Raw genomic sequence first — 21,020 nt, forward strand, 5'->3', positions numbered from 1 at the left:
TGAAAAGAAGACAAAAGGCTAAAATGAAGATCATTTTAGCCCTTTGTCAACAATCTGAGACATCCATAAGTGGATGTCTTTTTTTCGATTAAATCGCCCAGTTTCCATTACGGAAGATCGGTTCGCGTTTCCCGTCTTTTGTAATCCCGTCAATATTCATTTCCTTTGAACCAATCATGAAATCGACGTGTGTAATACTGTTGTTCACACCAGCTGCATCCAATTCTTCACGATTCATCTCTTTTCCGCCTTCGATATTGAACGCATACCCGCTGCCGATGGCAAGGTGGTTCGATGCATTTTCATCATAAAGGGTATTGTAATAGAGAATATTCGAGTTTGAGATTGGTGAATCGTCTGGTACGAGAGCAACCTCACCTAGATAATGGGAGCCTTCATCTGTTTCAACGAGCGAAGTTAAAATGTCTTCGCCTTCCTTCGCTTTCACATTGACAATTCGACCATTTTCAAATATTAATGTAAATTCATCAATGATATTTCCTGCATAACTGAGCGGTTTTGTGCTTGAGACAGTCCCATTTACACCGTCTTTTTTAGGTACGGTAAATACTTCTTCTGTCGGCATGTTGGCCATGAAAGAGACGCCGCGCTCACTCACGCTGCCGGCACCTACCCAAATGTGCTGCTCTGGGAGCTCAATCGTTAAATCTGTGCCAGGAGCATCATAATGAAGCTTGTGGTAGTGGCGCTCATTTAGTATTTTGACCTTTTCATTTAGTGACTCATCGTGCTTTTTCCAAGCCTCAACAGGATCTGCTTGATCAGCGCGTGCGACTTTAAAGATTTGATCCCATAATAAAGCGACAGCTTCTTCATCTGTATGGTCAGGGAAAATCTTTTTTGCCCATTCTTTTGATGCAGCGCCTACGACCGTCCAAGCAACTTTGTCTGATTGAACGTATTGGCGATATGTATGAAGGGCTGATCCAGCGGCCTTTTGCTGTGCAGCGATTTTTTTCGAATCAATGCCTCGCAGAAGGTCAGGGCTTTCTGACAAGATCGTGATAAAAGCGCCGCCGCGTTTTGCGATGGTTTCCATCATCTGTGCTTCCCATTCTGGGAATTGGTCAAACACATCCTGCGGTGCATGTTCATATTTTAAACGGGCAAGAACACCATCACTCCAGCGGATATGTACGTTTTTCGCCCCGCGCTCATACGCATGTTTCGCGACAAGACGAACAAGGTCTGCAGATTCAGTAGATGCAGATACGACGACTTCTTGTCCTTTTTGAACATTCACACCGACTTCAACAATGGTCTTAGCATATTGATCTAGTTGTTTTTCAAATGAACTCATAAAAACCCTCCTTTAGTCATGTTCATCATATCAGATTTAAGACCGAAAAGGAAAATGGGGAGCATGCTTAAAGCCAAAATAAAAAAGCCGCTTTCGTGCGGCTTTTTTAGCGGTTCAGTTGTTTCACAGGCTGTGCATTAGAAGGGGGCATATGTGAAAACGACAGGCTCATTCCTCCTAAAATAATACCCGTTAAAATAACTGTGACAACGACTCGTTTACCTAAATCAAGCAACATGTTCTTCCTCCTTCACGTTTATCCATTTCTCACGATATGATCGAAATGATAAAAAAAGAAGTAGAACAAGAAGATTATTTTAATGTTTTTTGCAATTTATGAATGACTTCTAGTGAACGACCTGTTCCGATTGCGACAGATTCAAGTGGATTTGCTGCAATATGAACTGGAACGACAATCTCCTGTGAGAGCCATTCTTGAATCCCATTTAACAAAGCGCCGCCGCCAGTTAAGATCACGCCGCGGTCTACAATGTCACCACTAAGCTCTGGAGGGCTGTCCTCTAATGTGGCACGAATCGCCTCTAAAATATGAAGAAGTGATTCTCGCATGGCACCTTGAATTTCATGAGATTTAAGTGTGATCGTTTTTGGAAGACCTGTCACCAGATCACGTCCACGTACTTCTAATGATTCCGGCTCATGCTCAATGAGACCATAACCAATTTCCATTTTAACCTGCTCGGCTGTCCGCTCGCCGATTAATAGATTATATTTCTTTCGGACAAACGTAATGATATCTTCATCCAGCTGATCTCCGCCAATTCGAATGGAATGACAAGAGACAACGCCGCCAAACGAAATAATTGCAACTTCCGTTGTTCCTCCGCCAATATCGACCACGACGTTTGCAACAGGCTCATCTACCGGGAGATCAGCGCCGATTGCGGCTGCAACAGGTTCTTCTATTAAATGCACGTGCTTTGCTCCGCAGTTTTTCACAGCATCGCTGATGGCACGGCGTTCAACAGCTGTTGAACCAGAAGGTGTACATACCACGACCGTTGGTTTTCTGAAGGTAAACCCGATATTTTTCCCTGCTTTTTTCATGATTTGTTTGAGTAAATCTGTTGTCATATCATAATCAGCGATGACACCGTCTTTCATCGGACGGATCGCCACAATTTTACCAGGTGTTTTCCCAATCATTTCTTTTGCTTCTGCTCCGACTGCAAGTACAGTTTTTGTTTCTGTATCGACTGCCACGACGGACGGTTCATTTAAAATAATTCCCTTATTTTTACTATAAACCAATATGTTAGCTGTTCCTAAATCAATTCCAATTTCGGCATTTTGAAACATGTTTTCACCCAACCTCTATTTTTGCTGTTTTAAACAATTTTACATTTAAAAGTTCAGAGGGTTGATGTCATTTGTGGGGGTTTGTGATGACCTTGAAATGAACTTGTAAAATTCAAGTATCATTTTGACAATCACAATAAATTTTCCCTTTGTTTTTTCTTTTATGAAAAAAATTTTTATAGAGGAGAAACCTTTTGAGAATCTCTTACGTCTACGATATATCAATTGGTGCAAAACAGATTGATCTTGAGCTAATGAAAGAAAGAGGGAACGAAATTGAAATCTATCGGAGTCGTAAGAAAAGTAGACGAACTAGGGCGTATTGTGATGCCAATCGAATTAAGAAGAGCACTTGATATTGCTATTAAAGACAGTATGGAATTTTTTATAGATGGGGAGAAAATCGTCTTGAAAAAATACCAGCCAGAGGGCGTTTGCCTCATGACTGGTGAGATTACATCGGAGAACCATGATTATGGAAATGGTCAAATTACATTAAGCGCTGAAGGCGCAGAACTACTGTTAAAAGAGCTGCAAGAAGCTCTTCAGCAGTAATTAAAATAGCCTGCTCTCTTCCTTTGTGCTGAGAACAGGCTATTTTTTTCTGAAAAAGTTCCTTAAAAATGCCCCATCACCCTCAAAAAATAAGTGGAAAATGGTACAATTGACAAAGAATCTCAGGGCGGCAGGTGGAATCATTTGAACAAAACATATCAAGTGCGGATCGTGTTATCTGTTCTTGCATTTATTTTAATCTTAAGCTGGGATTTCTTTTATTATCTAGGCGGCTATCAAATTAATTGGCCGCTCGATCTAGCCTTTACAGTCTTGGTTTTAACAGGGATCTGGGTTGTCTCAGGCTATGTAGACCGCTTAAATCTACTTGTGTCAGACTTAAATAAGAGAGAAAAAGAAGCACACGAACTGACAGAGCGGCTGAATCGAATCACAGATAACTTGCAAGAAATCGTCTTTGAAACAAACGAGAAAGGTGAAATTATTTTCTTAAATCAAGCATGGACACAAATGACAGGCTATGACATAGATGAATGTCTAGGCACCATGTACAATCAGTACTTTGATCAAGAGGAGCGCGTGGTCCAGCATTTGTTATCTGTGATCAAGGAACATAAGGATGCGGGGCGGGTAGAACTGCAGCTTCTCCATAAAGAGGGAAAGAAGGTATGGGGAGACGTTCATTACAAGCTCTATTTTGATGAGCATCACCAGTTTACCGGAGGGATTGGGACGGTTGCTGATATTACGAAACAAAAGCAGGCAAAGCTTGAGCTTGAAAGATCCAATCAGCAATTGCAAATGCAGGCGCAAAAGCTGGCTGTTGCTGGACAAATAGCTGCTGGGATCGCCCATGAAGTCAGAAATCCACTGACATCAGTAAATGGCTTTTTGCAGCTGATGAAGACACAATATCCTGAAAGAACCGATTATTTTGACATTATCTTTTCCGAAATTAAACGGATTGATTTTGTTTTAAGTGAGCTGCTTGTATTGGCTAAGCCTCAAGCGGTCCATTTTCAAGAAGTCCAGCTTCATGAGCTCCTAGAACAGGTGATTACCTTATTAAAAACAAATGCAGTTCTTTCAAATATTGATCTCAAACAGCCATTTAAAAAGCAGGATGCCGGTGCTATCCTAGCAGACGCTAATCAAATGAAGCAGCTGTTCATTAATTTAATTAAAAATGCTATTGAGGCAATGCCTGAAGGTGGCAGCATATACATATCTACAGAAAAAGTATTGAATGAATGGAAGATTACCATTCAAGATGAAGGAAAAGGGATGTCTGAAGAGGATATTCAAAAAATATATGATCCTTTCTTTTCCACGAAAAAAGAAGGGACAGGGCTTGGTTTGACCATCTGTGCGACGATTTTAAAAGATCATCACGGAAGAATGGACGTATCCAGTGAGCTTGGAAAAGGCGCAGCTTTTCAAATCTATTTGCCTGTGTGTCAAAAAAGCAGGCAGCAGCAAGTTGAGAGGACGTGATGTCATGACGATGAAAGCTTTATTTGTATATGGGACGCTATTGCTGCATGAAGAGCACCACGAAGCGTACATGAAGGAAAGCAGGCTTTTAGCTAAATCAGCTTGGATGAGTGGAAGGATCTATGATACAGGTCAAGGATACCCAGCGTGCGTTCCCGCAGGAAAAGGCACTGTATACGGGGAATTGTACGAGGTGACCGCTGATGCGTTGAATAAGATAGACGTACTAGAGGAAGGGTATGACAAGCAGGAAATTAATGTCATGACGGATCAAGGTCAGGTAGAGGCCATGACATACACTTTGCCAGAGCAGAAGACATCAGCTCTGAAAGAAATAAAGAGAGGGTGCTGGAAAGCTTATAGACTGTGGCAGCAGAAGCCGTCATCCTTCTATTATTTTGCCTATGGCTCCTGTATGGACGATGCTAGATTTAAGCTGGCAGAAGTCGATCATCACTTCAAACAAATCATCGGCGGCGGTGTACTAAACGGTTTTACCACGAGATTTACATTGGTGAGGCCTGATGGATCAAGGGCTGATATGGTAGAAGACGGCGGCGAAACAGAGGGTGTTTTATATGAGGTTCCTTTTGATGCCATTCGTTATTTGTATAAACGAGAAGGAGTATATGAGGGCACATATCGTCCGGCTTATGTCGATGTCAAAATAGGTGATCAAATTTATGAGGACTGTTTAACCTTTCTTGTGCTTCAAAAGAGCGAAGAAATCGCTCCGCCAGCTCATTATCGCAGTGAAATCGAAAAAGGAGCAGACCTCTACTTAAGTGAAGCGTTCCGCAAAAAAATTCGTTCGCATATGGATTCATTAATCAAACCGTAGTAAAATACATGATAAGTGAAATAAAAGGAGTCTGAACATGAAAAAGGAATATGCAGTCATTGGTCTTGGACGCTTTGGCGGAAGTATTTGCAAGGCGCTGAGCGAAGAAGGACTTGAAGTCATGGCCATGGATATGAATGAAGATCGAGTGAACGAATACGCGAAAATTGCCTCACACGCGGTCATTGGCGATTCGACCGACGAATCCGTTTTAAAAAATCTTGGTATTCGTAATTTTGATCATGTCATCGTTGCAATTGGCGAAAACATTCAGGCAAGTATTTTAACAACGATTATGCTGAAAGAGCTTGGCGTCAAAATGGTCACCGTGAAAGCGCAAAATGACTACCATGAAAAGGTGCTCAACAAAATTGGAGCGGATCGCATCGTTCATCCAGAGCGAGATATGGGCAGACGGATTGCACATAAAATTATTTCAAATAACGTGCTCGATTACCTCGAGCTGTCAGATGAGTACAGCCTGATTGAGATTGTTGCAAACAACAGGCTTGCGGGGCATTCTCTTTTAGATCTTGATATTCGGGCAAGATACGGCATCAACATTGTGGCGATTAAGCGCGGAAAAGAAGTCATCGTTTCCCCTCTGGCAGATGAAATGATTCAAAAAGAAGATATCCTCATTGTCATAGGGGCAGTAGCCGATATAGGACGCTTTGAAAAACGAGAAATGCAGAACGATTATTAAACACTCCGATGACGGGGTGTTTTTTATATGAATGTGTACATGACAGGTGGACATTGAGAAGGAAATAGACACTGAAAAGGGTTGCTTTGTTCATGTATAACCTCAAAAATGAGTCATCATATTTTTCGTGCAATTATCACTATTCAGAAATAAAAAACAGTGTTTTGATATGGTTGATTTTCTCTAAATGTCATTGACTGGGCAAACAGATTCGTTTACGATAAGAAACATTATATTGTTTACTTGGAGGAGGCAGTGTCGTTGGATAAGGAGCTTTTCAGACATCAAATTGAGGTAGCAGCAAAGAGAAAAAAAGCAGCCCTCGTGATTAAACATGCGAAAGTCATGGATGTGTTTAACCAGGAATGGATAGACGCTGATGTCGCTGTTGAAAATGGACAAATAGTCGGGATAGGGGAGTACGAGGGAGAACAGGAGCTGGATGCAGCAGGTCAAATGCTTGTACCTGGTTTTATTGATGGCCACGTTCATATCGAGTCTTCTATGGTTACCCCTGCTGAATTCTCCAAAGCTGTCGTTCCGCGCGGTGTGACAACTGTCGTAACAGACCCGCATGAAATCGCCAATGTGTCAGGTATAACAGGCATCCGTTTTATGCTTGAAGAAGCGAGAAAAGCTGCCTTACATATTTATTTCATGCTGCCATCCTGTGTACCGGCAGTCAGTTTTGAACGATCAGGTGCTACATTAAAAGCGAAAGATTTAAAGCCCCTTTATCAAGAGAAGGAAGTGCTTGGTCTTGCTGAGGTGATGGACTATGTCGGTGTGGAGCAGGCAGAAGAAGATATGCTTCAAAAGCTGCTTGATGCTCAAAACGAGAATAAACTGATTGATGGCCATCTAGCAGGCTTAACAGACCGATTAATAAACGTTTACCGCACGGCCAATGTCCAAACAGACCATGAGGTGACAACAGCACAGGAAGCCCTTGAACGTGTAAAACGAGGCATGTATGTCATGCTGAGAGAGGGATCTGTTGCCAAAAACGTGAAAAACGTTTTACCTGCTGTGAATGAGAAGAATGCGAGACGTTTTTTCTTTTGTACAGATGATAAACATTTAGATGATTTAATGGCGCAGGGAAGTATTGATGAGCAAGTACGGATGTCCATAAAAGCAGGCTTAGATCCATTTTTAGCCTATCAAATGGGAAGCTTAAATGCCGCAGAGTGTTTTGGTCTTAAAACAAAGGGAGCCATTGCACCAGGCTATGATGCTGATTTTATGCTCGTCTCAGACCTTCATCATGTAGACATCTCAAGCGTATTTATTGCGGGAGAATTGGTTGCGCAGCATGGAGTGTACAAACCGAGTGTCGAAAAGATCGCACCGAGCTCAGCATTATTACAATCTGTTCATGCAGTAGACGTTCAAGAGCAAGATATTGCACTGCCTATCACAGACGATCAAAAAATGAATGTCATCCGTATTATTCCGAATCAGCTTGAAACAAAATTAGAACAAGTCACTCCTTCAGAAACGAACGGACAATTTACAAGTGATACAGACAGAGATGTATTAAAAATGGTGCTTGTCGAACGTCATCAAGGTTTATCTGAAATGGGGGTAGGGATTGTCAGCGGCTTCGGCATCAAACAGGGTGCGATTGCAACAACGGTTGCACATGATTCACATAACTTAATTGCAGTTGGCACAAATGATGCCGATATTATTAAAGCGATTGAGGCGTTAAAAGAAGCAGGCGGCGGTTTGACCGTTGTCAAAGAAGGCCAGTCTCTTCATACGCTGCCATTACCGATCTCCGGTTTATTGTCAGATCAGCCGGTACATCTCGTCAATGAAAGCCTCCATGAACTCCATGAAGCACTAAAAGAAACTGGTTTTTCCTTAGACTTTAATCCGTTTTTGACGCTGTCCTTCTTGGCACTTCCAGTCATTCCTGATGTGAAAATGACGACAAAGGGCTTGTTTGATGTCAGAAGCTTTCAGCACCTCCCAATTCAATCATAAAAGAATGAGAAACTGCATGTATACCTTGTATTATATGTGCGGTTTTTTTCAATGCTTGATGAAAAAAAGAGACACAGCCAGTCGGCTCGTGTCTCTTTTTGTTATTACACTTCCATAATAATCGGTAAGATCATTGGGCGGCGTCTTGTTTTTTCATAAAGGAAAGGTGCAAGTGTGTCCGTAATTTCGTTCTTAATTTCCGACCACTGAGTTGTCTTACGTTCCATTACTTTTTCAAGATGCTTTGAAATCAAATCTTGTGCGTCGTTGATGAGGTCTCCAGATTCTCTCATGTAGACAAAGCCTCTTGAGATGAGATCAGGACCAGCAGAGATTTTGAATTCTTTCATGTCCATGCTGACGACCACAATGACAAGACCTTCTTCTGAAAGAATGCGGCGGTCTCTTAAGACGATATTCCCGATATCGCCAATTCCGCTTCCGTCGATATACACGTTACCTGATGGAATTTTGCCGGCGACACTTGCTTCGTCACCTTTTAGTGCAAGAACTTCACCGTTATCCATGATAAAGCAGTTTTCCTCAGGAATTCCGCAATCATTCGCAAGTTTAATATGCGTTTTTTGCATGCGGTATTCACCGTGAATCGGCATAAAGAATTTTGGTTTAATTAAACGGAGCATCAGCTTTTGTTCTTCTTGTCCGCCGTGACCAGATGTATGAATATTATTGAGTGAGCCATGAATGACCTCAGCGCCAGCACGATAAAGCTGGTTAATGGTGCGGCTTACACTAATATTGTTACCCGGAATCGGTGAAGATGAGAAGACAACAGTGTCTCCAGGATTAATCGAAATCTGGCGGTGAGTGCCGTTTGCAATACGTGAAAGAGCAGCCATCGGTTCACCTTGGCTCCCAGTACAAAGAATGGTCACTTTGTTTGCTGGTAGACGGTTGATTTCATTATGTTCAATAAACGTGTTTTTCGGACATTTAATGTAGCCAAGATCTTGTCCAATATCAATGGCAGACTCCATACTGCGTCCAAACACAGCAACTTTTCGGCCGTTGGCAACAGCGGACTCAATGACTTGCTGAAGTCTGTGAATGTTTGAAGCAAACGTAGCAAAGATGATACGTCCGTCGACTTTTCTAAAGATGTCATCAATGCTTTCGCCTACGCGTCTTTCAGACATCGTAAATTCTGGAATTTCACTGTTTGTACTATCGGATAAAAGACATAGAACGCCTTCTTTCCCGATTTCAGCCATTTTTGTTAAGTTGGCAGGCTCGCCAACAGGCGTAAAGTCAAACTTGAAATCACCTGTATGTACGATGTTACCAGGAGGTGTCTTCACGACAATTCCATAAGAATCTGGAATACTGTGTGTTGTTCTAAAGAAAGACACAGCTGTTTTTCTAAATTTAATGGTATCTTCTTCTTCAAAAATGTGAAGTTTTGTTTGTCTCAAGAGACCGTGCTCTTCCAATTTATTACGAAGTAGGCCGATTGCGAGTTTGCCGCCGTAAACTGGAATATTCACTTGCTTGAGAAGGTAAGGGATACCGCCGATGTGGTCTTCATGTCCGTGAGTGATGAAAAGACCTTTGATTTTATCTTCGTTTTTAACTAAGTACGTATAGTCAGGGATGACGTAGTCAATTCCAAGAAGCTCATCTTCAGGGAACTTAATACCAGCATCAATTAAAATGATTTCATCTTGAAATTGAACGCCATACGTGTTTTTACCGATCTCGCCTAAACCGCCGAGCGCAAAAACTGCCGCCTGATCGTTTTTAACAAATTTCATTCCTCTCATAGCTCCAATACTTTAAAATTTTCACTTTCTCGTTCATAGTCTAAAAAAGCACCGTCTACAGGCTGAATGAATTCAATGTTGTAGCTATGTTTTTTCAACTTATCGCGTACGTCTCTTTCAGAAACCGCTTCAACGTATAGTGAATCTGTGTGTTCTCTTACAGGTACCTCAGTAGTACTTGCCTGAAAAAATACCTTATATATCATCCAAATCTCTCCTTAAATACCGTATGTTACACTCGCTAATTCTATTATATTAAAAAAACGCGCATAAGAAAAGTCTCTGAGAAAAAAGGACCTTCGGCAAATGTGCGGAAGATCCTTTTAAGCGATCGATTTTTTACGAAGCATGTCCTTCCATTGTCTTCTAATTTTCTTGCGCAGACGACGAAGCATCACAGGTCGCCTCCTTTCGGTTTGAAGTCAGATTAGACCATGTATTCCGTGCTCTCTTTATACTTGTATTATATGACGATTCCATTGAATGTTACATGGTTATATGTGGGAAATAGGCGTTTTCATAGGAAGTGGTTTCGAAAGAGGAAATCTTTCTGTATGATGAAAGGGAGTGGGTATACATAACAAGAGACAGGAGACGGGATATGAATAAAAAAGTCATCTTCTTTGATATCGACGGTACTTTATATGATCATGATAAAAAAATACCTGAATCAACGAAGCGAGCGGTTCGCTTATTAAAAGAAAAAGGTCATCATCTCTTTATTGCATCTGGGCGTTCGCCTTTTTTGATTCAGCCTATTTTAGAGGAATTAGGGCTTGACTCCTTTATTGCTTATAACGGTCAGTATGTCATGTATGAGGGAGAGGTCATTTACGGCAATCCGCTGAAACTGGAGCTGATGGAGCAAATTTATGAAACGGCGGATCGTCATGATCATCCGCTTGTTTTTATGGGGGAAAAAACGATGAAGGCTTCTGTGCCAAATCATCCGTTTATCCATGAGGGGATTGGGACTTTAAAAACAGAGCATCCTGAGCATGATTTGTCTTACTTTAAAGAAAACGAGATTTTTCAAATGCTGTTATTCTGTAAGGCTGAAGAGGAAGTCCAATACGAGGCGTTCCGCGAAGAAATTGATCTTGTCAGATGGCACGAGCTGTCAACAGATGTCCTGCCAAAAGGCGGGTCGAAGGCTGAAGGCATTAAACGAGTCATCGAAAGGCTGCCTTATGATCAAAAGGATACCGTTGCCTTTGGAGACGGTCTGAACGATCGAGAGATGATTTCATTTGCTGGAACTGGCGTTGCCATGGGTAATGCTGTGAATGAATTAAAAGATTTGGCTGATTTTGTGACAAAGCCAGTAGATGAAGACGGCATATTCCATGCAGTGACTCATCTAGGCCTCATTGAAGAGTAAAAAAAGAAGACCCTTAGGCTAATGGGTCTTCTTTTTATTTTATGATCTGCCGATCGCAACAGAGTTGTCTGGCTCAGCGAAGGGCTGATCCTTTTGAATATGATCATAAAACATAATGCCGTTTAAATGGTCGATTTCATGCTGAAAAACAATGGCCGGGAACCCTTTTAGGCGAATATCAATGTCTTCTCCTTCAAGCGTTGTGGCCTTCACCCTGATCTTTTGATATCGAGGGACAAATCCAGGAATGGCTTCATCAACAGATAAGCAGCCTTCACCAGTTGCTAAATAAGCTCTTTTGACCGAGTGACTGACAATGCGCGGGTTGAAAAGGGCATAGCTGTATTCCTCTCCATCTTCGTCCTCACAGTGAACAGCGATCATCCGTTTACTGATATTAATTTGCGGAGCTGCTAGTCCAACGCCGGGTCTGAGTCCATACTTTTCAGCCATGTCAGCATCCTGACTATTTTTGACGAATTCAATCATGTCAGCTAATTGCTGTTTTTCCTCTTCTGTCGGCGGGAGCTCGACCGCTTCAGCTGTTTGTCTTAAGACGGGATGTCCGTCCCGTACGATATCTTCCATGGTAATCACAAATCTTCACTCCTATTTCCTTTGTATGTAAAGTATATAAAATGATACACAACATATGCAATGAAATAAAGAAGACCGGTCCTATGAGACCGGTCAGAGGCTTAAACAGCCATTAGCAGCAGCCGCCACCGCCGCCGCCTAAGAATGCTGCGCCAACGATGATTAATAGGATGAAAAGGACAACGATTAAAGCGAATGTCCGTCCTCCGCCGTATCCGTAGCCACCGCCATAACTTGGGTAACAACAGCCACCGCCATATCCACCACCGTATCCATACCCGTGACCGCCGTATCCACCATACATACTTCCATGACTATAATTAGACATACTTTTGACCTCCTTTGGAAATACACTCGGCCTCTCATAAGTGAAGGCGAAGCGTGTAATATAAACTATGTATGAATGCACTATTTGTATAGTCATGCGCCTATCACTTGAAAAAAATCTTCTCCGGCTCATCAGGATGACCTCTTTCCTTGTCACAAGCGCCTATAAAAATTATAGTGGTATGTGGAGATGTAAAGGGGGAACCTTGTGATGAGACAGATGAGAAGAAGCATGAAAGCATGTGCTGCTTTAGCGGGGATATGTACCCTTTTGCTGGCGGGATGCGGAGGTCAAAGTCCATTTCATGACATGCAAGATGCGATGACGAAAATGAGCGAAAAAGAGGCATCCTTTGAAAAAGAGCAAGGTACACTGCAAAGCTATGAGAAAAAAGAGCAGCAGCTCTATACAAAAATGATTCAAACCACAAAAGATCATACAAAAACAGTGTCAAGCCTTTCTGATCAGGCGTTAGCATCTGCAGCGAAACGAAAAGAACATTTAAAAACAGAAAAAGACAGCATGGATGAATCGAAAAAAGAATTGAAAACGGTAAAGGAATCTGCCGGACGTATAAAAGATACGGATTTAAAAGAAAAAGCAGATGAAACGGTCAAATCGCTTGAGAAAAGATATGCGTCGTATGACCAGCTTTACAAGGAATATCAAAAGGCGCTGAAACAAGATCAGCATTTGTATCAATCTTTAAAGAAGAAGGACTTAGGATATGAAGAGTTGAAATCCAAGCTGAAGACGGTGAACCGTTCTTATAGCAAAGTCAGAAAAGAAGGTAAGAAGTTCAATCAATATACAAAGCAATTGAATGAGCATAAACAGGCTTTGTCTAAAGCGGCAGATCAAGAGTCCCAAAAGAGCTGAAAAAACAGCTCTTTTTTTATTTTTCGACAAAAACAAACATTTTCTATTGTAGTACAGTAGTACAATCTATACTAGTACAGTTCGAGGTGTTTGTTAAACAGATTGATACAGCTCACTATAAAAAGTAAAGCGAATACATTTATTTAAATAAAGCCGTTAAATCAATTGACGGACTATTTTTCTTGTTGTAAACTAGTCCTTGTTAACAGAAGTTGTATTAGTTTTTTGTGAACTATCGTTAATACAGTTAGAAGAACTCAAAAACGAGCGATCATCTAATGTTTCGACAACGATCCTAGTGGCTATTAAATACAGGAGTCATATGAGTATTTTGGGTTATCCTATATCTGTATGTATAAATGGATTCACGACAAATTGACTGTTAAAAGAAAGGAAGAGGTGACTTTAGAATGGCTGCAAAAACAAAAAAAGCAATTGTTGATAGCAAAAAGCAATTTGATGCCATCAAAAAGCAGTTTGAAACGTTTCAAATTTTAAACGAAAAAGGCGAAGTCGTAAACGAAGCGGCAATGCCGGATCTCTCAGATGACCAATTAAAAGAATTAATGCGCCGTATGGTGTTTACACGTGTATTAGATCAACGTTCAATTTCATTGAACCGTCAAGGACGTCTTGGCTTCTATGCGCCTACAGCTGGACAAGAGGCTTCTCAGCTTGCAACTCACTTTGCACTTGAGAAAGAAGATTTCATTCTTCCAGGATATCGTGATGTACCACAATTAATCTGGCATGGCCTTCCATTAACAAAAGCGTTCTTGTTCTCTCGTGGACACTTTGTTGGTAACCAAATGCCTGAAGATGTGAATGCACTTTCTCCACAAATCATCATCGGTGCACAAATCATTCAAGCTGCTGGTGTAGCTCTTGGTTTGAAAAAGCGCGGTAAAAATGCTGTTGCAATCACTTACACTGGTGATGGCGGAGCTTCACAAGGTGATTTCTACGAAGGTATCAACTTTGCAGGGGCTTACAAAGCGCCAGCGATTTTTGTTGTCCAAAACAACAGATATGCAATCTCTACACCTGTTGAAAAGCAATCTGCTGCACAAACAATTGCACAAAAAGCAGCTGCAGCTGGTATCGTAGGCGTACAAGTTGACGGTATGGATGCATTAGCTGTATATGCAGCAACTGCTGAAGCTCGTGAGCGTGCTGTAAATGGCGAAGGTCCAACATTAATCGAAACTCTTACATTCCGTTACGGTCCACATACAATGGCTGGTGACGATCCAACAAGATATCGTACAAAAGAAGATGAAAATGAGTGGGAGCAAAAAGATCCATTGGTACGCTACCGCAGATTCTTGGAAAACAAAGGCCTATGGTCTGAAGAAGAAGAGAATAAAGTCATCGAAGATGCAAAAGAACAAATCAAACAAGCGATCAAAGAAGCTGACGAACAGCCTAAGCAAAAAGTCACTGACTTGATTGAAAACATGTACGATGTGAAACCATTCAACTTAGTTGAACAGCTTGAAATTTACAAACAGAAGGAGTCGAAGTAAGCCATGGCGCAAATGACAATGATTCAAGCGATCACTGATGCGTTACGCACAGAACTGAAAAATGACGAAAACGTTCTCGTTTTCGGAGAAGACGTTGGTAAAAACGGCGGCGTATTCCGTGCGACTGAAGGATTGCAAAAAGAGTTTGGTGAGGATCGTGTATTCGATACTCCACTTGCTGAATCTGGTATTGGCGGTCTTGCAATTGGCCTTGGACTACAAGAATTCCGCCCAGTAATGGAAATTCAATTCTTCGGATTCGTTTACGAAGTATTAGATTCTGTTTCTGGACAAATGGCTCGTATGCGCTACCGTTCTGGCGGACGCTGGCATTCTCCAGTGACAATCCGTTCTCCATTCGGTGGAGGGGTTCATACTCCTGAGCTTCATGCTGACAGCTTAGAAGGTCTTATCGCACAACAGCCTGGTATCAAGGTTGTCATTCCTTCAACACCTTACGATGCAAAAGGACTATTAATTTCTGCAATCCGCGACAACGATCCGGTTGTGTTTCTTGAGCATATGAAACTTTATCGCTCTTTCCGTCAGGAAGTTCCTGAAGAAGAGTACACAATTGAAATCGGTAAAGCTGACGTGAAACGTGAAGGTTCTGACCTTTCAATCATCACTTATGGTGCAATGGTTCACGAATCACTTAAAGCTGCTGAAGAACTTGAAAAAGAAGGCGTTTCTGCTGAAGTGATCGACCTTCGTACAGTAAGCCCGCTTGATATTGAAACAATCATCGCTTCTGTTGAAAAAACAGGTCGTGCGATCGTTGTTCAAGAAGCACAAAAACAAGCTGGTATTGCTGCAAACGTAGTAGCTGAAATCAATGACAGAGCAATCCTTAGCCTAGAAGCACCAGTACTTCGTGTAGCTGCACCTGATACTGTATTTGCTTTCTCTCAAGCTGAGAGCGTATGGCTTCCAAACCATAAAGACGTGCTTGAAACAGCTAAGAAAGTTCTTGAATTTTAATTAAATGACAGAGGGGAAAAGAATTTATTTCTCTTCCCCTTTATCAATTACAAGACCGTGTAAACATACACAACAAGGATTCAACAAAATCTAGGAGGCGAAAAACAGTGGCATTTGAATTTAAACTTCCGGACATCGGAGAAGGTATCCACGAAGGTGAGATCGTTAAGTGGTTTGTTAAACCAAACGACGAAATTAATGAAGATGACGTTTTAGCAGAGGTACAAAACGATAAAGCAGTTGTAGAAATTCCTTCACCTGTTAAAGGAAAAGTATTAGAATTAAAAGTTGAAGAGGGAACAGTTGCAACTGTAGGACAAACAATCATTACGTTTGATGCACCTGGTTACGAAAATCTTCAATTTAAAGGCAGCGAAGAAGAAGGCGAAGCAAAAACTGAAGCTCAAGTACAAGGTACTGCTGAAGCTGGTAACGAGCCAGAGAAGAAAGAAGTGGCACAAGAAGAAGCGGCAGCAGCAACTGGTGCAGGCGCACAAGAGCAAGTAGATGCTGATCCAAACAAACGCGTCATCGCTATGCCATCTGTACGTAAATATGCTCGCGAAAAAGGCGTTGAAATTTACAAAGTTGCAGGTTCTGGTAAAAACGGCCGTGTGTTAAAAGAAGATATCGACAGCTTCGTTAATGGTGGTTCTGCAGCTCAAGAAGCAGCACCTCAAGCAGCTGAAAGTGCGAAAGAAGAAGCAGCTCCAAAAGCGGCAGCAGCTCCAGTTCTTGAAGGAGAATTCCCAGAAACTCGCGAGAAAATGAGCGGCATCCGCAAAGCGATCGCGAAAGCAATGGTGAACTCTAAGCATACAGCTCCTCACGTAACATTAATGGATGAAGTTGATGTAACGAACCTTGTTGCACATCGTAAACAATTCAAACAAGTTGCAGCTGATCAAGGAATCAAGTTAACTTACTTGCCTTACGTTGTAAAAGCTCTAACTTCTGCTTTGAAAAAGTACCCAGTACTTAACACTTCTATCGATGATAAAACAGATGAAGTTGTTCAAAAGCATTACTACAACATCGGAATTGCAGCTGACACTGAAAAAGGCCTGCTCGTTCCAGTTGTGAAAAATGCAGATCGCAAAGCAATTTTCGAAGTGTCTAACGAAATCAATGAGCTTGCAACAAAAGCACGTGATGGTAAACTGGCTCCAGCTGAAATGAAAGGTGCATCTTGCACAATCACAAACATCGGTTCTGCTGGTGGACAATGGTTTACTCCAGTCATCAACCACCCAGAAGTAGCGATCCTTGGTATTGGCCGTATCGCTGAAAAAGCGGTTGTTCGTGATGGCGAAATCGTTGCAGCTCCAGTCTTAGCTCTTTCCCTAAGCTTTGACCACCGTATGATCGACGGAGCTACTGCGCAAAATGCCCTTAACCACATCAAGCGTTTATTGAATGATCCACAATTAATTTTAATGGAGGCGTAATGTCATGGTAGTAGGAGATTTCCCAATCGAAACAGATACTCTTGTCATCGGTGCAGGTCCTGGTGGATATGTAGCTGCTATTCGTGCTGCACAGCTTGGACAAAAAGTAACAATCGTTGAAAAAGGAACACTTGGCGGCGTATGTCTAAACGTTGGCTGTATTCCTTCAAAAGCATTAATCAATGCTGGCCATCGTTTCGAAAATGCTAAGCATTCTGAAGACATGGGTATCAAAGCTGAAAACGTAACAGTTGATTTCACAAAAGTTCAAGAGTGGAAAGCTTCTGTTGTTAACAAATTAACAGGTGGAGTTCAAGGTCTTCTTAAAGGAAATAAAGTAGACATCGTTAAAGGTGAAGCTTATTTCGTAGACAGCAACTCTGTACGTGTAATGGATGAAAATTCAGCACAGACTTACACTTTCAAAAATGCAATTCTTGCAACTGGATCTCGTCCAATTGAATTGCCTACTTTTAAATACACAGACCGCGTGATCAACTCAACTGGTGCTTTGGCGCTTAAAGAAGTACCTAAAAAGTTAGTTGTTATCGGTGGTGGATATATCGGTACTGAGCTTGGAACTGCTTATGCAAACTTTGGAACAGAAGTTGTCATCCTTGAAGGTGGAGACGAAATCCTTCCAGGTTTCGAAAAGCAAATGAGCTCATTGGTTAAACGTAACTTGAAGAAAAAAGGAAACGTTGAAATTCATACAAACGCTCTTGCAAAAGGCGTTGAAGAAAAATCTGATGGTGTCACTGTTACTTTCGAAGTAAAAGGTGAAGAAAAAACAGTTGATGCTGATTACGTACTTGTTACAGTTGGTCGTCGTCCAAACACGGATGAGCTTGGTCTTGAGCAAGTTGGTGTTGAATTGACTGATCGCGGAGTTGTCAAAACAGACAAACAATGCCGTACAAGCGTATCTAACATCTATGCAATTGGTGACATCGTTGATGGACCACCACTTGCACACAAAGCTTCTTACGAAGGTAAAATTGCAGCTGAAGCAATCGCTGGAGAGCCAGCTGAAATTGATTACCTTGGTATTCCTGCTGTTGTATTCTCTGAGCCAGAACTTGCAACTGTTGGGTACACTGAAGCAGAAGCAAAAGAAGAAGGAATCGAAATCGTTGCAGCGAAATTCCCATTCGCAGCGAACGGACGTGCACTTTCTCTTGATGCAACTGATGGCTTCATGAAAATGATCACTCGTAAAGAGGATGGTCTTGTTATCGGTGCACAAATCGCAGGTGTTGGCGCTTCTGATATGATTTCAGAGCTTAGCCTTGCAATCGAAGCTGGAGTGACTGCTGAAGATATCGCAATGACAATTCACGCTCATCCAACTTTAGGTGAAATTACAATGGAAACGGCTGAAGTAGCAATTGGAAGCCCAATTCATATCGTAAAATAATGAACCTATTAAAACCCTCTCTTGATGGAGAGGGTTTTTTTGAGCGCTCCCATATGAAAAACCCCTCATGAGATGAGGGGCTTTTTCATATGGATATATAAGTGCAAGGTTAGGCCATTAATTTGTATTCACGCGGTCTAAAGCGTGGCATAAGGGCGATAAAATATCCTCTTTGCTGCTGACATTTCCTTCAATCTTCACAATGACTTTTTCATTATTTACAAGTAAAATAGCCGGCAATTCGTCTACTTCATTTTTCCAGCCTTTACGATCTTCTTTCACAATCATCTTTGACATTTCCTTCGGATATTCATTCTTTAAATCGAGGACTGCATCATAATAAGGACTTTCTTTATCAAGATTTTCTGCATCTGTAAAAAAGAGAATTCTTGGTTTCTGAATATGACTGACTTGGTCGGTCTGATTCGGTATGATATACGCAAATGAGCATGAACTAAGTACAAAGAGCATGGGGAATATAATGAGAAGTGACCTCATAAAATTCAATCTATTCACCTCAAAATCCTTTGGGGTTGTCCCAACATTTTTAGGAGCTGGTTACCTGTTAGTCACTCTAGTGTATCATGTCCTTTTTGACAATTTTCGATTGTTACTCAATTGTTACAGAATTGATATGAAGCAAAATACAATTGAAACGTTCCCTCAATATGATGAGAAAAAAGCACATATTCATAAAAAATATTTAAATGTGTCATACAATTAACCGTTGACAACTTAAATGTGACATCATATTATAGAGATATGAAATAGATTAAACGCTTTCAAATTATGAATGAAGAAAAGGGGAATGTACGTGGGTACAATTATTTGTCAAGATTGCAATGAAACCATTGATCAATTTGAAAATGAAAAAGTGACAACGCTATACGGAACGTGTGGTCACTGTCATTGCTGTGATGAAGCCTCTGAATAAATAAAAAAGCATGCAGCTCCATTTGGGGCTGCATGTTTCTTTTTTATAAAATTGGTTTTTGTTCTTTAATCACGCGGATCATTTCAAGCGTTGAATCTTCTGGTCCTTGGACAGGGAGACCAATTTCAATGTTTTTAAAGATATATGAGATATTTTCTTCTGTGATAATTTCTCCTGGTATAAAAATAGGAATGCCTGGCGGGTACACCATAACAAACTCTGCGATGATGCGGCCCGCTGCTTCTTTAAACGGAACCACTTCTGTTGTGGCGTAAAAGGCGTCACGGGGCGTCATGGCAAGCGATGGAATCTCAGGCAGCAGGACTTCTGTGACCGCTTGTGTGCCGCTCTCACTTGTAGAGGTTGCGGCAATTTCCTTTATAGCCGTTATAAGCGTATCGATTGTTTCATCAGAATCACCAGGGGTCACAATACATAAAATGTTGTAAAGGTCAGAGAGCTCCACTTCAATCCGGTAGCTTTCTCTCAGCCATTTTTCGACATCATGGCCATTTAGCCCAAGGTCTTTAATTGAGATAATTAATTTCGTTGGGTCATAATCGTACGTAGAAGCTGAACCGAGTATTTCCTTGCCAATACACGTAATGCCATCAATTTGGTTCAAACGGTTTCTCGCTGATTCAGCCAAACGGATGGCTTCATCTGCAAGTGCCTTTCCTTCAGTGGCTAATCGCTTTCGAGCGACATCAAGTGACGCCAAGAGCAAATAAGAAGTAGACGTTGTCGTCAGCATGCTCAAAATCGATTGTACGCGATCTTTTGAGACAAGCCCTTCCTTCATATTTAAAATAGAGCTCTGGGTAAGGGAACCGCCGAGTTTATGGACACTCGTTGCTGCCATGTCGGCACCTGCCTGCATCGCAGATAGTGGAAGCTCATCGTGAAAATGAATATGCACGCCGTGTGCTTCATCGACAAGGACAGGCACATGAAATGAATGGGCAATGTCTACAATCGATTTTAAGTCTGCTGAAACCCCAAAATACGTCGGATTAATCACAAGCAGACCTTTTGCATCTGGGTGCTCCGTGAGCGCCTTTTTCGCTGATTCTGGTGTAATGCCGTGAGAGATGCCAAGTTCTTTGTCTATTTCTGGGTGAATAAAAACAGGAACTGCGCCAGAAAATACAATGGCGGACATAATCGATTTATGGACGTTGCGCGGAATGATGATTTTATCTCCAGGTCCGCATACGGTCATCACCATTGTCATGATGGCGCCGCTTGTTCCTTGAATAGAGAAAAATGTATGGTCAGCACCGAATGCTTCAGCAGCGAGCTCCTGTGCTTCTTTTATCATCCCTCGAGGTGAATGTAAATCATCGAGAGGTTCTATATTAATGAGATCAATGCTTAATGCATTGTTGCCAATGAATGCTCTGAATTCAGGGTCCATCCCGGCTCCTTTTTTATGGCCTGGAATGTGAAATTGGACTGGATTGGTTGCAGCATGCTTTTTTAGTCCAGTGTATAAGGGTGTATCATGTTGTGACAATTGCTTTCCCACCTTCATCGAAATACCTGCTATTATTGTGCC

General features: G+C 41.6%; 21 protein-coding genes. 12 read left to right on the forward strand and 9 right to left on the reverse strand.

The genetic code is table 11. The annotated features are described in order from the left end of the window. Positions 1-88: 88 nt before the first annotated feature. The 3 genes from C6344_RS02545 to mreBH all read right to left on the reverse strand — a co-directional run bounded on the left by C6344_RS02545 (position 89) and on the right by mreBH (position 2,641). The gene (locus C6344_RS02545) at positions 89-1,321 is read right to left on the reverse strand and encodes an aminopeptidase (RefSeq protein ID WP_060596159.1); all 1,233 of its coding nucleotides are present in this window, start codon (positions 1,319-1,321) and stop codon (positions 89-91) included. Between the two features lie 106 nt (positions 1,322-1,427). Continuing rightward, positions 1,428-1,559, reverse strand: a complete 132-nt coding sequence (locus tag C6344_RS18800) for a protein YkpC (RefSeq protein WP_003210922.1) — start codon at positions 1,557-1,559, stop codon at positions 1,428-1,430. A 74-nt stretch (positions 1,560-1,633) separates the two neighbouring features. Beyond that, positions 1,634-2,641 (reverse strand): rod-share determining protein MreBH, encoded by a 1,008-nt coding sequence (gene mreBH / locus C6344_RS02550; protein WP_034662688.1) that lies wholly within the window; start codon positions 2,639-2,641, stop codon positions 1,634-1,636. A gap of 276 nt (positions 2,642-2,917) precedes the next feature. On the opposite strand from mreBH, the gene abhA reads away from it, so the two are divergent. From abhA to ade, 5 genes are all read left to right on the forward strand, one after another. After that, positions 2,918-3,196: a transcriptional regulator AbhA gene (gene abhA / locus C6344_RS02555; RefSeq protein ID WP_034662686.1), complete on the forward strand. Its 279-nt coding sequence runs from the start codon at positions 2,918-2,920 to the stop codon at positions 3,194-3,196. Between the two features lie 144 nt (positions 3,197-3,340). Continuing rightward, the gene (locus tag C6344_RS02560; RefSeq protein ID WP_034662683.1) at positions 3,341-4,651 is read left to right on the forward strand and encodes an ATP-binding protein; all 1,311 of its coding nucleotides are present in this window, start codon (positions 3,341-3,343) and stop codon (positions 4,649-4,651) included. Positions 4,652-4,655: 4 nt separating this feature from the next. Then, on the forward strand, positions 4,656-5,492 hold the full coding sequence (locus C6344_RS02565) for a gamma-glutamylcyclotransferase family protein (RefSeq protein ID WP_060596396.1): 837 nt from the start codon (positions 4,656-4,658) through the stop codon (positions 5,490-5,492). Positions 5,493-5,529: 37 nt separating this feature from the next. Beyond that, the gene (locus C6344_RS02570; protein ID WP_034662681.1) at positions 5,530-6,198 is read left to right on the forward strand and encodes a potassium channel family protein; all 669 of its coding nucleotides are present in this window, start codon (positions 5,530-5,532) and stop codon (positions 6,196-6,198) included. Between the two features lie 261 nt (positions 6,199-6,459). Continuing rightward, complete coding sequence (gene ade, locus C6344_RS02575) at positions 6,460-8,190, forward strand: adenine deaminase (RefSeq protein WP_106061530.1); 1,731 nt, start codon at positions 6,460-6,462, stop codon at positions 8,188-8,190. Between the two features lie 104 nt (positions 8,191-8,294). Here the strand turns inward: ade and rnjA are convergent, their stop codons facing one another. Continuing rightward, positions 8,295-9,962: a ribonuclease J1 gene (gene rnjA / locus C6344_RS02580; RefSeq protein ID WP_012009818.1), complete on the reverse strand. Its 1,668-nt coding sequence runs from the start codon at positions 9,960-9,962 to the stop codon at positions 8,295-8,297. A gap of 5 nt (positions 9,963-9,967) precedes the next feature. Next, entirely contained in the window at positions 9,968-10,177 is a 210-nt protein-coding gene (locus C6344_RS02585; protein WP_003211882.1) for a DNA-dependent RNA polymerase subunit epsilon, read from the reverse strand. A gap of 395 nt (positions 10,178-10,572) precedes the next feature. On the opposite strand from C6344_RS02585, the gene C6344_RS02590 reads away from it, so the two are divergent. Next, complete coding sequence (locus C6344_RS02590; RefSeq protein WP_034662673.1) at positions 10,573-11,352, forward strand: Cof-type HAD-IIB family hydrolase; 780 nt, start codon at positions 10,573-10,575, stop codon at positions 11,350-11,352. 39 nt (positions 11,353-11,391) lie between these two features. Here C6344_RS02590 and def read toward each other — a convergent pair whose 3' ends face one another. Both def and C6344_RS02600 read right to left on the reverse strand, forming a co-directional pair. Further along, entirely contained in the window at positions 11,392-11,949 is a 558-nt protein-coding gene (gene def / locus C6344_RS02595) for a peptide deformylase (protein WP_034662672.1), read from the reverse strand. A 112-nt stretch (positions 11,950-12,061) separates the two neighbouring features. Further along, entirely contained in the window at positions 12,062-12,253 is a 192-nt protein-coding gene (locus tag C6344_RS02600; RefSeq protein ID WP_106030973.1) for a YjcZ family sporulation protein, read from the reverse strand. A 234-nt stretch (positions 12,254-12,487) separates the two neighbouring features. On the opposite strand from C6344_RS02600, the gene C6344_RS02605 reads away from it, so the two are divergent. From C6344_RS02605 to lpdA, 5 genes are all read left to right on the forward strand, one after another. After that, entirely contained in the window at positions 12,488-13,156 is a 669-nt protein-coding gene (locus C6344_RS02605) for a YkyA family protein (RefSeq protein WP_066030955.1), read from the forward strand. A gap of 410 nt (positions 13,157-13,566) precedes the next feature. Next, positions 13,567-14,682 (forward strand): pyruvate dehydrogenase (acetyl-transferring) E1 component subunit alpha, encoded by a 1,116-nt coding sequence (gene pdhA, locus C6344_RS02610; RefSeq protein WP_060596162.1) that lies wholly within the window; start codon positions 13,567-13,569, stop codon positions 14,680-14,682. Positions 14,683-14,685: 3 nt separating this feature from the next. Next, complete coding sequence (pdhB, locus tag C6344_RS02615; protein ID WP_012009824.1) at positions 14,686-15,663, forward strand: pyruvate dehydrogenase complex E1 component subunit beta; 978 nt, start codon at positions 14,686-14,688, stop codon at positions 15,661-15,663. Between the two features lie 107 nt (positions 15,664-15,770). After that, positions 15,771-17,111 (forward strand): dihydrolipoamide acetyltransferase family protein, encoded by a 1,341-nt coding sequence (locus tag C6344_RS02620; RefSeq protein ID WP_024426891.1) that lies wholly within the window; start codon positions 15,771-15,773, stop codon positions 17,109-17,111. Positions 17,112-17,115: 4 nt separating this feature from the next. Beyond that, positions 17,116-18,528: a dihydrolipoyl dehydrogenase gene (gene lpdA / locus C6344_RS02625; RefSeq protein ID WP_034662665.1), complete on the forward strand. Its 1,413-nt coding sequence runs from the start codon at positions 17,116-17,118 to the stop codon at positions 18,526-18,528. A 117-nt stretch (positions 18,529-18,645) separates the two neighbouring features. On the opposite strand, the gene C6344_RS02630 is transcribed toward lpdA, so the two are convergent. Continuing rightward, positions 18,646-19,026, reverse strand: a complete 381-nt coding sequence (locus C6344_RS02630) for a hypothetical protein (RefSeq protein WP_223250460.1) — start codon at positions 19,024-19,026, stop codon at positions 18,646-18,648. Between the two features lie 316 nt (positions 19,027-19,342). Between C6344_RS02630 and C6344_RS02640 the strand changes: the two genes are divergently transcribed. Continuing rightward, a complete protein-coding gene (locus tag C6344_RS02640; RefSeq protein WP_003212464.1) occupies positions 19,343-19,462 on the forward strand; it encodes a GapA-binding peptide SR1P in 120 nt (39 codons plus the stop codon). 43 nt (positions 19,463-19,505) lie between these two features. On the opposite strand, the gene C6344_RS02645 is transcribed toward C6344_RS02640, so the two are convergent. After that, a complete protein-coding gene (locus tag C6344_RS02645; RefSeq protein WP_106072903.1) occupies positions 19,506-20,978 on the reverse strand; it encodes an aminotransferase class I/II-fold pyridoxal phosphate-dependent enzyme in 1,473 nt (490 codons plus the stop codon). Between the last annotated feature and the right edge of the window lie 42 nt (positions 20,979-21,020).

The organism is Bacillus sp. GBSW19 (genome assembly GCF_002998655.1).
GTDB lineage: Bacteria > Bacillota > Bacilli > Bacillales > Bacillaceae > Bacillus.

Coding starts and splice junctions, on each gene's coding strand:
- mreBH (WP_034662688.1), bottom strand. CDS start 2,641: ATGTTTCAAAATGCCGAAATTGGAATTGATTTAGGAACAGCTAACATA.
- C6344_RS02590 (WP_034662673.1), top strand. CDS start 10,573: ATGAATAAAAAAGTCATCTTCTTTGATATCGACGGTACTTTATATGAT.
- pdhB (WP_012009824.1), top strand. CDS start 14,686: ATGGCGCAAATGACAATGATTCAAGCGATCACTGATGCGTTACGCACA.
- pdhA (WP_060596162.1), top strand. CDS start 13,567: ATGGCTGCAAAAACAAAAAAAGCAATTGTTGATAGCAAAAAGCAATTT.
- rnjA (WP_012009818.1), bottom strand. CDS start 9,962: ATGAAATTTGTTAAAAACGATCAGGCGGCAGTTTTTGCGCTCGGCGGT.
- C6344_RS02585 (WP_003211882.1), bottom strand. CDS start 10,177: ATGATATATAAGGTATTTTTTCAGGCAAGTACTACTGAGGTACCTGTA.
- C6344_RS02600 (WP_106030973.1), bottom strand. CDS start 12,253: ATGTATGGTGGATACGGCGGTCACGGGTATGGATACGGTGGTGGATAT.
- C6344_RS02630 (WP_223250460.1), bottom strand. CDS start 19,026: ATGAGGTCACTTCTCATTATATTCCCCATGCTCTTTGTACTTAGTTCA.
- C6344_RS02605 (WP_066030955.1), top strand. CDS start 12,488: ATGAGACAGATGAGAAGAAGCATGAAAGCATGTGCTGCTTTAGCGGGG.
- C6344_RS02545 (WP_060596159.1), bottom strand. CDS start 1,321: ATGAGTTCATTTGAAAAACAACTAGATCAATATGCTAAGACCATTGTT.
- C6344_RS18800 (WP_003210922.1), bottom strand. CDS start 1,559: ATGTTGCTTGATTTAGGTAAACGAGTCGTTGTCACAGTTATTTTAACG.
- C6344_RS02570 (WP_034662681.1), top strand. CDS start 5,530: ATGAAAAAGGAATATGCAGTCATTGGTCTTGGACGCTTTGGCGGAAGT.
- lpdA (WP_034662665.1), top strand. CDS start 17,116: ATGGTAGTAGGAGATTTCCCAATCGAAACAGATACTCTTGTCATCGGT.
- C6344_RS02565 (WP_060596396.1), top strand. CDS start 4,656: ATGACGATGAAAGCTTTATTTGTATATGGGACGCTATTGCTGCATGAA.